The organism is Nocardia sp. NPDC055050, from assembly GCF_053608345.1.
This window is the reverse complement of sequence record NZ_JBSGVG010000005.1, coordinates 42,453-59,528: the sequence shown is the minus strand read 5'-3', so window position 1 is coordinate 59,528 and position 17,076 is coordinate 42,453. Positions and strand designations below refer to the sequence as shown.

17 protein-coding genes are annotated in these 17,076 nt (G+C 68.2%); 4 read left to right on the top strand and 13 right to left on the bottom strand.

The window, feature by feature from the left end:
- Positions 1–73 precede the first annotated feature (73 nt).
- Positions 74–436 (top strand): SpoIIAA family protein, encoded by a 363-nt coding sequence (locus ACWGCN_RS07280; RefSeq protein WP_387447215.1) that lies wholly within the window; start codon positions 74–76, stop codon positions 434–436.
- Positions 437–474: 38 nt separating this feature from the next.
- Here the strand turns inward: ACWGCN_RS07280 and ACWGCN_RS07275 are convergent, their stop codons facing one another.
- A complete protein-coding gene (locus ACWGCN_RS07275; RefSeq protein WP_387447214.1) occupies positions 475–1,773 on the bottom strand; it encodes a putative glycoside hydrolase in 1,299 nt (432 codons plus the stop codon).
- 175 nt (positions 1,774–1,948) lie between these two features.
- On the opposite strand from ACWGCN_RS07275, the gene ACWGCN_RS07270 reads away from it, so the two are divergent.
- Positions 1,949–2,938, top strand: coding sequence for a polysaccharide deacetylase family protein (locus tag ACWGCN_RS07270; RefSeq protein ID WP_452458334.1), 990 nt, complete (start codon positions 1,949–1,951; stop codon positions 2,936–2,938).
- Between the two features lie 51 nt (positions 2,939–2,989).
- Here ACWGCN_RS07270 and ACWGCN_RS07265 read toward each other — a convergent pair whose 3' ends face one another.
- A complete protein-coding gene (locus ACWGCN_RS07265) occupies positions 2,990–4,282 on the bottom strand; it encodes an outer membrane protein assembly factor BamB family protein (RefSeq protein WP_387447212.1) in 1,293 nt (430 codons plus the stop codon).
- Between the two features lie 60 nt (positions 4,283–4,342).
- A complete protein-coding gene (locus ACWGCN_RS07260; RefSeq protein WP_452458335.1) occupies positions 4,343–5,713 on the bottom strand; it encodes an RNA-guided endonuclease InsQ/TnpB family protein in 1,371 nt (456 codons plus the stop codon).
- Between the two features lie 16 nt (positions 5,714–5,729).
- On the opposite strand from ACWGCN_RS07260, the gene ACWGCN_RS07255 reads away from it, so the two are divergent.
- Positions 5,730–6,476 (top strand): acyltransferase, encoded by a 747-nt coding sequence (locus tag ACWGCN_RS07255; protein WP_378633250.1) that lies wholly within the window; start codon positions 5,730–5,732, stop codon positions 6,474–6,476.
- A 72-nt stretch (positions 6,477–6,548) separates the two neighbouring features.
- Positions 6,549–7,088 carry a DUF1697 domain-containing protein gene (locus ACWGCN_RS07250; protein ID WP_452458336.1) on the top strand — a complete coding sequence of 180 codons (540 nt, stop codon included), beginning with the start codon at positions 6,549–6,551 and terminating at the stop codon, positions 7,086–7,088.
- Positions 7,089–7,123: 35 nt separating this feature from the next.
- On the opposite strand, the gene ACWGCN_RS07245 is transcribed toward ACWGCN_RS07250, so the two are convergent.
- The 10 genes from ACWGCN_RS07245 to ctaD all read right to left on the bottom strand — a co-directional run bounded on the left by ACWGCN_RS07245 (position 7,124) and on the right by ctaD (position 16,968).
- Complete coding sequence (locus ACWGCN_RS07245; protein ID WP_452458337.1) at positions 7,124–8,365, bottom strand: THUMP-like domain-containing protein; 1,242 nt, start codon at positions 8,363–8,365, stop codon at positions 7,124–7,126.
- The gene (locus tag ACWGCN_RS07240) at positions 8,366–9,343 is read right to left on the bottom strand and encodes a class I SAM-dependent methyltransferase (RefSeq protein WP_101466273.1); all 978 of its coding nucleotides are present in this window, start codon (positions 9,341–9,343) and stop codon (positions 8,366–8,368) included. It abuts the gene before it with no gap.
- Between the two features lie 216 nt (positions 9,344–9,559).
- Positions 9,560–10,336, bottom strand: coding sequence for an enoyl-CoA hydratase-related protein (locus ACWGCN_RS07235; protein ID WP_378991539.1), 777 nt, complete (start codon positions 10,334–10,336; stop codon positions 9,560–9,562).
- A 9-nt stretch (positions 10,337–10,345) separates the two neighbouring features.
- Entirely contained in the window at positions 10,346–11,152 is an 807-nt protein-coding gene (locus ACWGCN_RS07230) for an NUDIX hydrolase (RefSeq protein WP_378991538.1), read from the bottom strand.
- Between the two features lie 211 nt (positions 11,153–11,363).
- A complete protein-coding gene (locus ACWGCN_RS07225) occupies positions 11,364–12,200 on the bottom strand; it encodes an ABC transporter ATP-binding protein (protein ID WP_379312003.1) in 837 nt (278 codons plus the stop codon).
- A gap of 18 nt (positions 12,201–12,218) precedes the next feature.
- Positions 12,219–12,377, bottom strand: coding sequence for a hypothetical protein (locus ACWGCN_RS07220; protein ID WP_378991535.1), 159 nt, complete (start codon positions 12,375–12,377; stop codon positions 12,219–12,221).
- A gap of 140 nt (positions 12,378–12,517) precedes the next feature.
- Positions 12,518–13,300 carry a peptidyl-tRNA hydrolase gene (locus ACWGCN_RS07215; RefSeq protein ID WP_452458338.1) on the bottom strand — a complete coding sequence of 261 codons (783 nt, stop codon included), beginning with the start codon at positions 13,298–13,300 and terminating at the stop codon, positions 12,518–12,520.
- 109 nt (positions 13,301–13,409) lie between these two features.
- Entirely contained in the window at positions 13,410–13,835 is a 426-nt protein-coding gene (locus ACWGCN_RS07210; protein ID WP_387447208.1) for a hypothetical protein, read from the bottom strand.
- A gap of 79 nt (positions 13,836–13,914) precedes the next feature.
- Positions 13,915–15,144, bottom strand: coding sequence for a phosphoserine phosphatase SerB (gene serB, locus ACWGCN_RS07205; RefSeq protein ID WP_378991635.1), 1,230 nt, complete (start codon positions 15,142–15,144; stop codon positions 13,915–13,917).
- A gap of 81 nt (positions 15,145–15,225) precedes the next feature.
- Entirely contained in the window at positions 15,226–16,968 is a 1,743-nt protein-coding gene (ctaD, locus tag ACWGCN_RS07200; RefSeq protein ID WP_378991529.1) for an aa3-type cytochrome oxidase subunit I, read from the bottom strand.
- Positions 16,969–17,076 lie beyond the last annotated feature (108 nt).

The window sequence follows — 17,076 nt, the reverse complement described above, 5'->3', positions numbered from 1 at the left end:
GTGAGGTGGGGGGCGGTGGGGCGGGTCTAGGGTCGCGGAGTCTGGACCTATGTCTTCGAGTCGAGGAGAGCCGATGCCTTTGCAGCCGATTTCTGATCTGCCCGCGGCGACCATCGGGTTCCGGGCCAGCGGGACGGTGACTGCCGACGACTACGCGACGGTGCTCGATCCGGCGATCAGGGAAGCCGTCGAGCGGGAAGAGCCGGTCAATCTGGTGTATGTGCTCGGCGAGGACTTCGACAGGTATTCGCTGGGGGCGATGGCCAAGGATCTGGAGTTGGTGAAGGTGCCGCGGGATGCGTGGGGGCGGATCGCGCTGGTCACCGATCATCGGATGTTGGGCGAGGCTGTGCATCTGTTCGGGTTTCTGATCCCGGCGCAGGTGCGGGTGTTCGCGCTGGCCGACGAGAGCGATGCGCTCGCCTGGGTGCAGTGAGCGGCGCGGCGTCGGCTCGGCAGGCACCCTGCTCCGGCTCAGGCCGGTTGGAGGCCGCCGCCGTGGTAGCGGGTGGCGGCGTTCCAGAGGAAGAAGCTGTCGATGCCCGCGTCTCGCGTGGCGTCGATCTGGGCGCGGAGTTCGGCGTCGCCGTAGGTGACACCGAGGCTGAAGTCCTGGAGCCACGGGGCCACTTTCGCGCCGGTGCCCGCCGTGGCCGCCGTGAAGTCTTGCAGTGAGCGGAAGATGATGTCGTAGGGCTGGGCGTTGGGGTTCGCGACGCCGTATTCGCCGGGGCCCCAATGCGACGGGTAGATCATGGGCGCCACGAAATCGACGCTGCGGGCGATGAGCGGGATGTCCTGGGCGATCTCGTCCGGGCGGGTGGAGGCGATTCCGTAGACCGCGGCGCTCAGGTGCGCGCCCGCGAGGTGCACGGGGTAGCGGCTCTCGGCGAGGAAGCCCGCGACCGCGGCGGCGGGGGTGTCGGTGAGGCCGGTGAAACGCATGCTGTTCAGGCTGCCGTCGGGGCGGCGGACATAGTCGTACATGATGCCGTCGAAGCCGAGTCGCGCTGCCTCGACCGCGAGATCGATGTTGTATCCGCGCACGTCGGGGTTGGCGAAATTGGTGAAGGCGATCGGGCCGTAGTGGCTGGAATAGGGTTGCCCGGAAGGATTCTGGACAACCCAGTCGGGTCGGCCGTTGTGCCAGGCCCAGCCCGCGAGAGTCGGATCGCGGAATGCGACGATGCGCCCGACCACCCGCAGGCCCATATCGTGCAATTGCCGCAGAGCTGCCGGGGCATCGTAGATCGCCGCGGCGGCACCGGATTCGAGGGCGAGCGGCACCTGGGAGGCGTAGCCGATCACGCCGTCCTCGTCCTTGATATCGAGCTGCACGGTGTCGATACGGCCCTCACGGGCAAGATCGAGAACAGCTTCGCGCAGTCCCTCGTGCGACCAGGCGTGCGCGGTGACGTGCACCGCGCGCATCCTCGGTAGCGTGCTCGACGTGACCGCGGTGCTGCTGGTCTGATTGCCGTCGGCGTCGGTCGCGACGACCTCGAAAGCGGGGGCCCATCGCACCGAGAGTTCGAATGTCCCGTCCGCGGCGGGGACCACCGAATCGGGGCCGATGGACACGCGAGCCGCGTCGATGGCGGTGCCGCGCACCACGACCGGCGCGCGATAGGAGCTCACCGGATCGGTCGGTGTCATCCGCAGCGTCGGCGGCACGGTGTCGGCGACGGTCGATTCCGCGGATCTACTCAGCGCGAATCCGGCTACCAGGGAGACCACCAGCGACGCGAGGGCGACACCGATAACGGGAGCCATCCATCGCCGTCGATCGGCCGATCGGAGCTGCCATTCCACCGTCAACACCGCCTTTCAAAACCATTGACACGCCAACTATTTCGCAGTTCCGACGCGGCGTACTCGGTATCGATAGATCGACTGTAATCCGTCGCCGCGGCGTAATATCGCATTGATGATGGGCGGTTCGAACACAATGTTTCGGCTCGTGTCGGCGGCAGCGCTGGCGGCCGCACTCACAGCCTGTACCGCAGTGAACAATGCCGCGGTTCCGGCGCACACGACGGTGCCGGTGACGACGGCGAAACCGGCACCGCCGAATCCCGCCGAGATCGCCGCCAACGAACTGGGATTCGTCCCGGTCCTGATGTATCACCAGATCACCCCGAATCCGGCAGGCGAATACGACCAGACCCCGGCGGAATTCCGGGACGAACTCGAACGGCTGTACCGCGAGAACTACCGTCCGGTCACCGCCGCGCGATACATCTCCGGCGACCTCGACCTGCCCGCCGGTACCCACCCGGTAGTACTCACCTTCGACGATTCCACCGGCAGCCAACTCGGCTTCACCGACACCGGCGCGGTGGCACCGGACAGTGCCGCGGGCATTCTCGCCGAGTTCGGGGCCCGCTACCCCGACTTCCGCCCGGTGGCCACCTTCTACGTGAACAACGAGCCCTTCGGCGCAGACCCGCGCGCGCTGCCGTGGCTGGTCGCGAACGGCCACGAAATAGGCGCGCACACAGCCGATCACGCCAACCTCGCGAGCCTGGACGCCGACGGCGTGCAACGCGAACTGGTGCAGAATGTGCGCGCGGTGACCACGGCGGCGCCCGGAGCGGCCGTGCGCACCATGGCGCTACCGCTCGGCATCCATCCCCGCGACCACGCACTGGCCACGGCAGGCCACTGGGACGGCACCTCCTACCGCTTCGACGCCGTGATGCTGGTGGGCTCCAACCCCGCCCCCGCCCCCTACGGCGCGGTCGACCCCGGCGGGGTGCCGCGCATCCGATCAGGCCGGGGTGCGGTCCCATTCGATTCGGCCTATTGGCTGGACTGGCTCGCCGCGAACCCGGACCAGCGCTATACCGCCGACGGCGATCCGGCGCGTATTTCCTTCACCCGGCAGCGCGCGACGGAACTCGACGCGCGCTGGCTGGACCGAGCCAACCCGTACTGAGGCGATTCAGGCGTACCTCGTCCGTGCGCGGCGGAAGAAGCCCGCGGGTACTCAGGCGTCCGGGGTGAAGGCGAAGATCTCACCGAGGCGGGTGGCGACGACGACTTCACCTTCCGGACCGATGGAGGTGCCCGTGGTGGTGCCGGTGGCGGCCGGCAGGGGGTCGGAGTCGATGGTGTTGCCGGTGGTGGTGTCGAAGGTGATGAGACTCAGGCCCGCGCCGATGGCGGCGACGGTGTAGCCGATATCGCCCGCGGTGTGTGCCGGGGTGCCGCGCAGGGCGAGATCCTTGCGTTCCCAGACGATCTCGGCCTTGTCGTCCTTGTCGCGCAGCGCGGTCAGGTAACCGTCGTCGCCCGCCGGGATGATCAGGTCGCCCGCCACGGAAATGCCGCCCTGCGGCGCCCACGGCAACGGCTGGGTCCAGCGGGTGGCGCCGTCGGTGGTGTTCAGGGCGATCAAGCGCTTGCTGTTGTCGCCGATGTAGACGGTGTCGCCGTCGGCGGAGAGGGAGGGGCTGGTCGCGCTGCCGCCGGTGAGTACCTCGGCGCTCCACTCCTGGGTCACGGCGCCGTCGGCGTAGCGCATCGCGCGCAGAGCGGCGGCCTGCTTGCCCGGCTCCCAGACGGTGACGAAGAAGCGGCCGGTCGACGGGTCGACGGCGGTGGTGTTGGCGACGGCACAGCGGGGACCACCCGTCTGGCAGTCGTCGAGCCCGTCGCCGGACGCGGGACGGGTGAGACCGGGGTACTTCAGGAAGTCGGGTTCACCGAGCAGCTGCAGGGTCGGGACCACCCGACCGCCGGTCTGCCGGCTCAGCACGTCGACCTGACCGGACTGCGTCACCGTCAGCACGTTGCCGTCGCCGGTGAACTGGATCGCCACCGGCACGCCCGCCACCGGGGTGCGCCACCGCGGCTGCCCGAGGTAGTTGAACGAATTCACCGCGCCGTCGTCACCGACGTACACATTGCTGACTCCGTCGAGCACGGTCGGCGCTTCGATTGTCGACGGGCCGAGCGGGTTGCAGAAGCGTTTGCGGCCGGTGAGCATCTGGAAGGAGAAGATCGCACAGTTGCCGGTGCTCGTGGTGACGAACATCTGGCCCTCGGCGCCGATCGTCAACGGCTGGGCGATCGGGCCGCCCACCGGACGTGACCAGCTCAGCGACATCGAGTCCGCACCCCGCACCGGGCTGCCGCTCGCGTTGCTGCCATCGTGATGCGTTGCGGGCCAGCCTTTTCCGGCGCCGACCGTGATGTCGTCCACATCCGTGCCGCACCCGGCCAGCGCCACCACACCGGCGGCAGCGAGCGAGGCAACGACGCGAGTCCGAGTTCGCACTGCTGATCTCCCTGTGTATTGACGTCCTCCCGCGGATGGCACCGGGGATTCCAACCGCTTTCAAGCGGCAGTTGGAGCGGTAGTCCCTCGCGGGATGTCCGCCTTGGATTCCTGCTTCATAGACCGACTAGCGCTGAGGTCTCCACAAGCTGTGACCGCACGCCCTGCGGCCAGAATATTTCGTGCGGCATTCACATCCGCGTTCAGGGTGTGACCGCAATGGGCACACCGGAACAGCGCTTGGCTCTTGCGCGATTCCGGATCCACTACTCCACATGCCGAACACATTTGCGACGTGAAAGCTGCGGGTACCACCACGATCCGTGTGCCCGTGTATCGAGCTTGGCCGGCCAGCGCAAGCTGCAACCGACGCCACCCTTTCGCAAGGATCGCCCTGTTCAGACCAGCCTTCTGCCGCACATTCACACCCGGAACCACCGCCGTGCCTCGCGCACTGCGGGTCATGTTCGTGATTTTCAAGTCCTCCACTGCCACCAGCGAATTCGCTGTCGTGAGTCGATGCGCAGTCTGTTCACAGAAGTCGGTACGGCGATCCCGCTCCCGCGCACGGATGCTACGCATCCGTGACAGGGTCTTGCTCCGGTTGGCGGAACCCTTCTTTTGCCGCGCCAACTGCTGCTGTAACCGCCGGTAGCGTTTCGTTTCCCCAGCTGTGGCGAATACCCGGTCGACCATGACGCCGTCGGAACACGCCACGGCGACCTTCACGCCACGATCCACGCCCACTGCGGAATCAGGTGCAGAATGCTGCTGTGGGGTCACCAGTCCATCCTCAACGATGAACGACACCATCCATCTGCCACCATCCCGCGACACCGTCGCGTTACGGACCTTTCCACCTACTGCCCGTGACATCCGGAACCGCACCCACCCGAGTTTGGGCAGCTTCACCCGACCCCACCGCTTGTTCAGCCGTTCGACGACCATCTTGCCGCCCTCCGGGAACCGGAACGATGGAACCCACCGTCGCGCCGAACGAAACCGCACTTTCCATGTCCCGTGCTCGCGACACGCCTTATCCAGATCCATCAGGGTCTGCTGCAAGCAATGCCCCGGCGCGGCTTTCAACCACGTGTGGTCGGCCTTCGCCGACGCGAGCTCGCCCGCTTGCCGGTGGTAGTCGATCCAACCATCGCGGCGCCGGTAATCGCGCCGCTGCTCCAAACCGGTATTCCACACAGCCCGGCACACCGCAGCGAACCGCTCAGCGCAAACTTGCTGCTCAGCAGTGAGTTCGAGGCGGTACCGTCGACCGGTCAACATGCCGTCGATACACCGTTGCTGCAGCTCGACATCCGAACGCCCTATCTGCTCGCGCCGTTGATCGGGGTATGGCACGGTAAGTGTGCCCTGCGAAAGTACTCTGTGTACCCGAGGACCGAATCCCCGGGGCAGGCCCGGTGCGATCATGACGGGAGAGTAGTTCGTGACGAGCATGTGGGGCGCGCCGCTGAGCGCGCGCTGGCGTGGATCACGCCGCCGCGATCCGCAGCAGGCCCGATTTCTGACCAGGGATTCGCTGCGCTGGGTGCTCGCCAACCGCGCCTACACCCCCTGGTACCTGGTGCGTTACTACCGGCTGGCCAAGTTCCGCCTGGCCAACCCGCATATCGTGCTGCGCGGAATGGTGTTCCTCGGCCGCAATGTGGAAATCCACGCGACCCCGGAACTCGCGCGCATGGAGATCGGCCGCTGGGTGCACATCGGCGACGGCAACGCCCTGCGCTGCCACGAGGGCTCGCTGCGGATCGGCGACAAGGTGGTGTTCGGCAAGGACAACGTCGTCAACACCTACCTCGACATCGAGATCGGTGAGTCGACCCTGGTCGCCGACTGGTGCTACATCTGCGACTTCGACCACCGCATGGACGACATCAACATGCCCATCAAGGATCAGGGCATCGTGAAGAGTCCCGTGCGGATCGGCCCCGACACCTGGATCGCGGCGAAGGTGACCGTCCTGCGTGACACCCGGGTCGGCCGCGGTTGCGTGCTGGGCGCGCACGCGGTGGTGCGTGGGGATGTCCCCGACTACAGCATCGCGGTCGGCGCTCCCGCCAAGGTCGTGAAGAACCGCAAGGTCGCCTGGGATGCCAGTGCCGAGGAGCGCGAGGCCTACATGGCGGCGCTGGCCGACATCGAACGCAAGAAGAACGCCGCCGCTCAGTCCTGACTCCGGGTGCTTCGCTGACACGGCCGCCGGATGCGATGGTTTCTGTCGGTGGGGGTCGGTACGGTCAGCGACGTGGAGAGCTATGCGGCGCTGCTGCGGGGGATCATGCCGACCAACCCGAACATGCGCAACGAGAAGTTGCGCGGGGTGTTCGAGGGGCTGGGCTTCGATAAGGTCGCGTCGGTACTCACGAGCGGCAATGTCGTCTTCCGCACCGCGGACGACCCCGCCGACCTGGAAGATCGCATCCAGCAGGCGCTCAACGCCGAACTCGGCATCCCGGGCGGCACCATCATCCGCAGCCGTCCCGAACTGCGCGCGCTCCTCGACCGCGACCCCTTCGAAGGTCTCCCCCACGAACGCGGCTCCTATCTCACCGTCACCTTCTTCAAGACGACGATGCGCGAGGCCGACACCAAGACCTTCGACGACGACCCCCTCACCCGCGTCATCGGCTACGACCGCAAGGCCCGCGCCTTCCTCACCGTCATCGACAACAGCACCGGCGCGACCCCTGACTTCATGGCCCGCCTGGAGAAGATCTACGGCAAGGACATCACCACCCGCACCTGGCTCACGGTGCAGCGCGTGGTGAAGAAGATGGAAGCCTGACCTGTGACCAGGTGCGGCCGGCCATAGGTGCGTTGTCAGCGGGTGGGAGCGACCGCTCGGCAGAGGAAGACGACGCCGGCGCGGCCGATGCGGGTGATCACCAGGGTGTACGGCGTCGAGCCGCGCTGCTTGAGCTTCTTGCGAAGTCCATCGGGGTCGACGTCGACGCCGCGGATGAGGATTTCCAGGGAGCCGCAGTCACGGCGGTTCAATTCCTGGCGGAGGGTCTTCTCGCGGAGTTCGAAACGGTCCTCGATGCGGAAGCCCCGCATACCCGCAGGGACCGTGTCGCCGGTGAGATAGGCGATCTGTGGGTCCAGTTGCCAGAGGCCGTGTTTCGCGGCGTAGTGACGGACCAGGCCCGCGCGGACGACGGCGCCGTCGGGGTCGATGATCCAGTCGCCGGGGGCGCGGTCGGGGATGTCGTCGGAGGCGGCGTCGGTGAGCGTGGTCGCACCGCCGTGGGAATTCAGGACGGTGGCGCGGCGGGTGACGCCGGGTTCGGTGAGGCCGGGCGACCAGAGGCAGGCTTCGCGGACGGCGCCGTCGAGGGAGACGATCTCCACCTCGCCGTCCCAGCCTAGGCGGTCGAAATCCAGGCCGGGTGCGGACTTCACGGCGATATCGCGGCCCGCGTAGGCGGTGAGCAGATCCGGAAGTGGGGGTTGGAGTTTCGCGGGATCGTAGGTGCGACGGCCGTCGGCCCGGCGAGCCGGATCGGCGATGATCACGGTATCGCGCGTGGTCGGCACGAGAGCATCGGCCTTGGCCAACACGATGTTTCGGCTACCAGTCGCTGCCGGGGCGGCATCCGCACTGATCGCCGGGCCGCGATCCACCGCCGATACCGGCCCCACCCCGAGATTGTGGGCGGCCATGGCCAGGCGGACATCGTCGAGATCGCTACCGACCACCGCCGGACAAGCCGCGGCCAGCTCGGACAGTTCCGCGCCGATCGAGCAGGTCACGTCGTGCACCGCGCGGCCGGCCAGGCGGGTCGCCCGATGCCGGGCGACGAGCGCGGGCGTCGCCTGTTGCAGCGCGTCGTCGGTGAACAGCCACTCCCCTGCCGTGGGCAGCTTCACCACGGCCCTACGGCGCAACCGCACCGTCTCGATCAAGGCGGGCGCGAGTGCACCGTGCGAACGACGCACCTGCTCGATATCGCGCAGGTGCGTCGCGGTCGTCAGCTCCAGCCGGTCGACCTCGGCGAGTGCGGCACGGCCTGCCGCGCTGCCGAGATAGGCGACATCGTCGCGGCCGAAGCGATAGCCCACCTACTTCTGCGCCGCGCCCGGCTTCACGCCGGTGATCATCGCGTTGTAGAAGAACTCGCGCGGCACGACCTTGCGCAGCACGTTCTCGTCCAGCCAGCTCAGACCCAGCCACGCGCGGTACTGCGCCAGGCGGTAGGGCATGGTCAGCTTCTCGTCGGGGACTGCGGCCTCGAAGGTGCGCACCGGCCAGCCCCACAGGGCGGCGGCGAGTTCCTCGGTGGTGGCCTTCACATCGACGGCACCGGCCGACTTCGCCATCTTCTCGAGATCGCTCGGGTCGAAGGTGTGCAGGTCGACGACGGCCTCGAGCGCGGCGGCGCGAGACGACTCGTCCAGTTCGGTCTGCGGACGACGCCAGCCCGACAGGAACGGCAGCTTGGTGATCTCGGTGGTCACCTTCCAGGTGGCCTGGCCGAGGCGACGGGCGTAGATGTTGCCGATGGTGGTGGGCTCACCGGCGAACACGAAGCGCCCGCCCGGCTTGAGCACGCGCAGGCACTCCTTGAGCGCCAGTTCCACGTCGGGGATGTGGTGCAGCACGGCGTGGCCACACACCAGGTCGAAGGTGTCGTCGTCGTACGGGATGGTCTCGGCGTCGGCGACGCGCCCGTCGACATCGAGGCCGAGGTGCTCGGCGTTGCGCAGCGCGACCTTCACCATGCCGGGCGAGAGGTCGGTGACCGAACCCGACTTGGCGACGCCACCCTGCATCAGGTTGAGCAGGAAGAATCCGGTGCCACAGCCCAGCTCGAGCGCACGCTCGTACGGCAGCGGAGCGGGGCCTACGGCGAGGTCGAACCGGCCGCGCGCATACGCGATACAGCGTTCGTCATAGGAGATCGACCACTTGTCGTCGTAGGTCTCCGCTTCCCAGTCGTGGTACAGGACCTGGGCGAGTTTGGTGTCTTTGCGCGCTGCTTCGACCTGGGCCGCGGTGGCGTGGGGGTTCGGCGCCGGGTCGTCGGGATGGACCGTCATGCAGGCCAGCCTAATATGTGCGCCCGGGCACGCCGCTGCTGGGACAAGAGACTGCTCTTTCCTGCACCCACGACCGGCCGCCGGGCTCCCGCGAGCGCGAGCCGCCATCGGACCGGACAGCCGGTTCGCACCGCCCCAGCGCGGGATGGCTGGGAGGTTACCCGGGTTCTCGCAACACCGGCCCGCACGAAGTTAACCCAGGTTCCGGCGGTGTTGCTAGCGACCCGTGAAGGTCGCGGCGTTCGGTCCTTCCGCGGCGAAGGTGCGGGTGCCGGTGCGGGCGTCGTCGGTGTCGAACAGGGCCGACCATTCGGTGACAGCGGTGGCGTGACCGTGCGGCCCGGACTCGAAAACCGCCTTGGCCGCGGCGAGGGCGCGGGGTGCGGCGGTGACGAACTGAGCGGCCCACGCGCGCGCCGCGGTGAGGACATCGTCGGGCGCGACGACCTCATCGACCAAGCCGAGCTTCTCGGCTTCTTCGGCGCCGACGAAACGACCGGTGTAGACGAGATCCTTGGCCCGGCTCGCGCCGATGAGCAGCGAGAGCCTTCGGATGCCGGACAGGGGAATCAGGCCCGCTTTGATCTGCGGCAGACCGAGTTTCACGTTGTCGCCGACGATCCGGTGGTCGGCGCCCAGCGCGAGTTCGAGGCCGGCGCCGAGGCAGTAGCCGGTGATCGCGGCAACCGTCGGCTGCGGAACCCGCGAGAGGCAGCCGAGTGCGGCCTGGAGATCGGCGGCCATGGCGGCGGCCTGTCCGGCGTCGAGCTCGGCCAGCTCCGCCATCTCGTCGCCCGCGCTGAACACCCGCTCGTCGCCGTAGACGATCAGGGCCGAGACCCCGGGATGCTCGGCCACCGCGGCCGCCGCGGCCGCCACCTCACGGGCCAGCTGGGCGTCGACAAGGTTCAGCGGCGGACGATCGATGCGCAACAGCGCGACGCCACGGGTGGTCGGCTCGGCGGGCAGCTCGAGGGTCACGAATTCGGCCATGGGAGCAACCTACCGGCCGCCGAGTGCACCCAATTGCGGCAGCTCGTCGAAATACCGTTCGTTGTCGGGGAAGTCCGACAGCGGACGCCCGCCCGCCCCCGGCGAGTACTTCGGCATGATCGGCTCGACGACGCGGTCGGCGGCCAGCGCGGCCGCGGTGTCGGCGAACCCGCACAGGGCGTCGAGCTGCGACCACGTCGGTGGCATCAGCACGTGTTCGCCTGCCCGCCAGCTCGCCAGGGCGTCCTGCGGTGTCCGCCAGGCCACCTGAGCGGCCTCGGAGGTGGCACCGTCGGCGATCTGGCCCTGCGGGAGCACCGCGACGAAGAAGCGGGTGTCGTAGCGGCGGGGTTCGGCCTCCGGCGTGATCCAGTTCGACCACGGGCGGAGCAGGTCGGCGCGTAACACCAGGCCCTCGGCCGCGAGGAAATCGGCGAGCGACAATTCGCGGCGCTCGAGCTTGCCGCGGGCCGCGCGATAGCGCGCCGAGTCGTCGACGACCGAATCCGCGGTCGGTCCGGCCAGCAGCACGCCGCATTCCTCGAACGTTTCCCGCACGGCCGCGGCAACGAGCGCCTGCGCGGTCTGTTCGTCGGTGGCGAAACGCTCGGCCCACCAGGCGGGTTCGGGGCCCGTCCAGGCGATGTCGGCCGTGCCGTCGGCGGCGTCGACGCCACCGCCGGGGAACACTGTCACCCCGGCCGCGAACGCCATCGCCTTGACCCGACGCTGCAGGAACACCTCGATACCCGCCTCGCCGTCGCGCACCAGCATCACGGTCGACGCGTCCCGCACGGAGACCCCGGACTCACTCATATCGTTCCTCTCCACCACCGAGCCACACGCCCGGCGGGCACCGATCTGCCGACCGGACCGGCTGTCTCCTTCGAGCGCAGCCCTCTCAGCACCCTAACGCCCGCTTGGTCGACCGTGAGCCGGGATTCCCGGCGACCGGACGCCCAGCCAGGTCAGCCCGGGCGCCGGTGCGCGTAATCGGCGCCCGCGAGTCAGCGCGGCGAGCCGGCGCTCAGTTGCGGCGCCGGTGCCCGCCCGAACGACGAGCCCGCCGCGCGAACCACCGCCCGTCGACCCGGTCGAGCGCGATCGACTGGCTGAAGGCGTTGCTCAGATTCTCGGCGGTGAGGACATCGCCCAGGAGACCTTGGCCGACCACCTCCCCCTCCTTGAGCAGCAGCGCGTGAGTGAAGCCGGGCGGGATCTCCTCGACGTGATGGGTCACCAGCACCATCGCGGGCGCGTCGGGGTCGGCGGCGAGATCGCCGAGGCGTTCGACGAGTTCCTCCCGCCCGCCCAGGTCGAGGCCCGCGGCCGGTTCGTCGAGCAGCAGCAGTTCCGGATCGGTCATCAGGGCGCGCGCGATGAGCACCCGCTTGCGTTCGCCTTCGGACAGGGTGCCGTAGGTGCGGTCGGAAAGGTGTTCGGCGCCGAGGGTTTCCAGCATGTCGACCGCGCGTTCGGTGTCGATGTCCTCGTAGCGCTCGCGCCAGCGGCCGAGCACCGCGTAGCCGGCCGAGACCACCAGGTCACTGACCTTCTCGTCCACCGGGATGCGGCTGGCCACCGCCGCCGAGGACAGTCCGATACGTGGCCGCAATTCGCTGACGTCGACGCGACCGAGCGTCTCCCCCAACAGATTCGCGTGACCGGAGGTCGGATGGAGTTCGGCGGCGGCCATTCTCAGCAGCGAGGTCTTGCCCGCGCCGTTCGGGCCGAGCACCACCCAGCGTTCGTCGAGCTCTACTTGCCAGGAGACCGGGCCGACGAGGGTTCGGCCCGAGCGACGGATGGTCACATCGGAGAAGTCGATGAGCAGATCGGGATCGGGTTGCGACACGCGCTCCATCTTGGCCCACGCGGGCTCTCAGCGCAGCGACCGGCCCGTGCGAGATTCGTCGATCCTGGTCGTCGACGGGTCACCCGTGCTGCGAACCTCGCTGCGCAACATCCGCGCGGCGACGAAGGAGACCGGCACCGACAGCACAACCCAGACGATCAGGATCACCACAATCGTCGTCATCATCGCGGAACCTCCCTGTACCTCGACGTGCACGGCTGTCGGTTACGTATACCCGCGAGGCGCTGCCGCCACACCGCGTTATCGCGGCGAGTCGCGAAAACCGCAACCCAACCGCCGGATTCGCGTCGCGCGTGTCGCGGCGATCACTCCCGTGGCGGCACCGCGATCACCGTCATCGAACCGGGCGCCACCTCGGTGAAACCGGCGTCGCGCACAGCCACCGCACGACCCGCCGCCACCTCGTCCACCAACCCCGCCCACTGCTGTTCGCCGGCGTCGCGCACCGCGCAGCGGAATCCGCGGCCCGCCCACGCGGCCGCCGCGTCCACGGGCAACGCACCCGCCAGCAGCATGCTCGCATGCCCGACCTGCGCCGCTGCCTTGCCCACCGACATCTCCAGCGCCGCGTTCACCCACAGCACCGGCGATGCCGGATCCGCCGGGCCCGGCTCGTCGTGGTCGAGATCGGTACCGCCGATCTGGAGTTTGCGGATGCGCTGATCGATCTCCCCGACCGGGCCGGGAACGAACGCACGGGCCTGCGCGCCGTCGACCTCGACCGTCACACCGTCGACGTCTCCCGCGGCCACCCACTGCGCACCACGCGCCCGCCGGGCGACCTTCCTGATCCGCGACCGCTTCCACGCGAGGTACCGCGGCTCCCACTCCCCGCCGGGTCCCGAACGCGGGTCGAGGCACACCGCGACCGCCGCGGCGGCGGCCGCTTCCAGCAGTGCGCTGCGGGCGGGTGGGTCAGCCTTGGGGATGTGCAGCACCATCTGCATCGCCTGCACCATCGCCGGGTCGTCGGGGTCGCCGCCGCCGCCGTAGCCCTGCGCCAATTCCGCGTGCCGAGCGGCGAATTCGGCCGCCTCGTCGCGGACCGGGGCCTCGGCCTGCTCCTCGGTTTCCAACCCACTACCCATGCCACAACACCCGTTCGATCGACACCAGTCCGCCCGCCAGCCTAATAGCGCGGGCGCCTGACCTTCCCGGGCCTTCCCGGAGGCGAGCGTGGCCTCGCGCCGACCCGGCTCAGCTCACCCGGACATCCACCATGAAGGTCGGCTCGGGGCCGATCGAAGGTTCGCTGGCCGGCCCGTACGTGAACTGCAGCGAGGTCACCCCCCGCTCGATCGCCCGGAACGGCCACACCGTGGCGTTGCCCTCGCTGGTCGGCCCACCGTCGGCGATCAGGATGCCCTTCTCGGCGTTGACCATCCCCCACTCGCCGGTCGACGCGGGATCCCGCGGCAGACGTACCAGCAGGCGCTGGCCCACCGTGGCCACCACCGTGCTGCCGTTGGCGAACAGCTCGATCGTCAGCGGATCGGCCGCGGACTGCGCAACGGCGGTCGGCTGGAGGGTGACGTCATACGGTTCGGTCTTGTCGCCACCGCATCCGGCGGTCGATCCACCGAGCCCCGCCAGGGCGACCAGGACGAGAAATGACCTGCGCACAACAACCTCCCGGTGACGAGCGGTGACGACGTGCCTGTGCGGTCACTCTACGTCGGTGAGGTCGCGATTCCGCGTGACGCTACCGGCCGAGCAGCGGAACCCGTCGTACGCCACCGTCACGCGCGTCGGCCGCTTCCACCTCGTCGCGGGTGACGCCGAGGATGAACAGCACCGCGTCCAGGTAGGGGTGCGACAGCGCCGTGTCGGCCACCTCGCGCAACGCGGGCTTGGCGTTGAACGCCACGCCGAGCCCGGCCGCGTTGAGCATGTCGATGTCGTTGGCGCCGTCACCGACCGCGACGGTCTGCTCCATCGGCACCCCCGCCTCGGCGGCGAACTTGCGCAGCGCGGTCGCCTTGAACGCCCGGTCGACGATCTCGCCGACGACCCGCCCGGTGAGCTTGCCGTCGATGATCTCCAGGGTGTTGGCCTGCACGAAATCGAGCTCCAGCTCGTGCGCGAGCGGCTCGATCACCTGCCGGAAACCACCGGAGACCACACCGCAGCGGAAGCCGAGCCTGCGCAGGGTGCGAATCGTGGTGCGCGCGCCCGGGGTGAGCTCGATCCGGTCGGCGACCTCCTCGATCACCGACTCGTCGAGGCCCTCGAGGGTGGCCACACGCTGACGCAGCGATTCGGCGAAGTCGAGCTCGCCGCGCATCGCGGCCTCGGTGACCTCGCGGACCTGGTCTTCGACGCCGGCGTGCGCGGCCAGCATCTCGATCACTTCGCCCGTGATCAGAGTGGAGTCGACGTCGAACACGATCAGGCGCTTGGCCCGGCGGGCCAGCCCGGCCCGTTCCACCGCGATGTCGACCTGTTCGGCGACGGCCACCTCGGCCAGTGCGGTGCGCAGCCGCGCGTCGCCTTCGTCGCTGGTGTCGGTCGCGGTGACCATCAGTTCCATCCCGGTCACCGGGTAGTCGGCGATGCCACGGATGGAGTCGATATTGGCGCCACCGGTGGCGAGTTCACGCGAGATGGCGCTGAACGCCTTCGCGGTGACCGGGGCGCCGAGCACCACGACCGCGTGCGTGGACATCGGCGGCTTGCCGATCTGCGCGTCGACCGACACGTCGACCTGCATGCCGACGGTGTTCATCGCCTCTTCGAGCTCGTCCTGCAACGCCTCGGGGTCGTTGGGGCACGACACCAGCACCCCGAGGGTGAGTCGACCCCTGATGACCACCTGCTCCACGTCCAGCAAGCTCACCTGATGCCGGGACAACGTCGCCAGCAGCACCGAGGTGACGCCTGGTCGGTCGGGGCCGGTGACGGTCACGAGAACTGTGGTGTCGGCCAAGTCGATCTGCTCCGTTCGATTACCCACAAAAAGAGTGTGCACCCGCTGGTCACCCAGCAGGTGCACACCCTGTCGTTCGGTGGTGTCCTACTTCTTCGCGAGCGCGCCTTCGGACACGTGCGTGCTGTGCTTACCCGAGCCCCAGCCGACGTGCGCCTCGGCCTTCATGCGCTCGACCATGTGCGGGTAGTGCAGCTCGAACGCCGGGCGCTCGGACCGGATCCGCGGCAGCTCGTAGAAGTTGTGGCGCGGCGGCGGGCAGGTGGTGGCCCACTCGAGGGAGTTGCCGTAGCCCCACGGGTCGTCGACCGTGACGACCTCGCCGTAGCGGTAGCTCTTGAAGACGTTCCAGATGAACGGCAGCATCGACGAGCCCAGGATGAACGCACCGATCGTGGAGATCGTGTTCAGCGTGGTGAAACCGTCGGACGGCAGGTAGTCGGCGTAGCGACGCGGCATGCCCTCGGCGCCCAGCCAGTGCTGAACGAGGAAGGTGGTGTGGAAGCCGACGAAGGTGGTCCAGAAGTGCCACTTGCCCAGACGCTCGTCCATCATGCGGCCGGTGATCTTCGGGAACCAGAAGTAGATACCCGCGAAGGTCGCGAACACGATGGTGCCGAAGAGCACGTAGTGGAAGTGCGCGACGACGAAGTACGAGTCGGTGACGTGGAAGTCCAGCGGCGGCGAGGCCAGGATGACGCCCGACAGACCACCGAAGAGGAAGGTCACCAGGAAGCCGATCGACCACAGCATCGGTGTCTCGAACGTCAGCTGACCGCGCCACATGGTGCCGATCCAGTTGAAGAACTTCACACCGGTCGGGACCGCGATGAGGAAGGTCATGAAGGAGAAGTACGGCAGCAGCACGGCGCCGGTGGCGTACATGTGGTGCGCCCACACCGCGATCGACAGCGCCGCGATACCCAGCGTCGCGTAGACCAGCGTGGTGTAACCGAAGATCGGCTTACGGCTGAACACCGGGAAGATCTCCGACACGATGCCGAAGAACGGCAGCGCGATGATGTAGACCTCGGGGTGACCGAAGAACCAGAACAGGTGCTGGTAGAGCAGGATGCCGCCGGTGGCCGGGTCGTAGATGTGGCCGCCCAGGTGGCGGTCGTAGGCCAGACCGAACAGCGCCGCGGTGAGCAGCGGGAAGGCCAGCAGCACCAGGACCGAGGTCACCGCGATGTTCCAGGTGAAGATCGGCATGCGGAACATGGTCATACCGGGTGCGCGCAGGCAGACCACGGTGGTGAGCATGTTGACGCCACCGAGGATGGTGCCCAGACCCGACACGGCCAGACCCAGGATCCACAGGTCGGTGCCGACACCAGGGGAGTGCAGGATGTCGGTGAGCGGCACGTACGCCGTCCAGCCGAAGTCCGCCGCGCCGCCGGGGGTCACGAAACCCGCGGTCGCCATCGAGCCACCGAACAGGTACAGCCAGTAGCTGAACGCGTTCAGTCGCGGGAAGGCGACGTCGGGGGCGCCGATCTGCAGCGGCAGGATGATGTTGGCGAAGCCGAACACGATCGCCGTCGCGTAGAACAGCAGCATGATCGTGCCGTGCATGGTGAACAGCTGGTTGAACTGTTCGGGCGAAAGGAACTGCAGACCCGGACGGGCCAACTCGGCGCGCATCAGCAGCGCCATGAGTCCACCGACCAGGAAGAAGCTGATCGCCGTCACCAAGTACATGGTGCCGAGCACCTTGGGGTCGGTGGTGGTGACCGCCTTGTAGAGGAACGAGCCCTTCGGACCGGTCCGGGCCGGATACGGTCGAGTCGCTTCCAACTGAGGGACTGGCCTGGGCTCTACCGCAGTCACTGATCCTCCTGAAGATGCCTGTACGTCACTCGCAGAGCCGGCCGCGCCTCCATGACGGACAGCAGCAGACATGCGTTGGAGTGAATCGTAAACCGTGCTGCCGCAGCA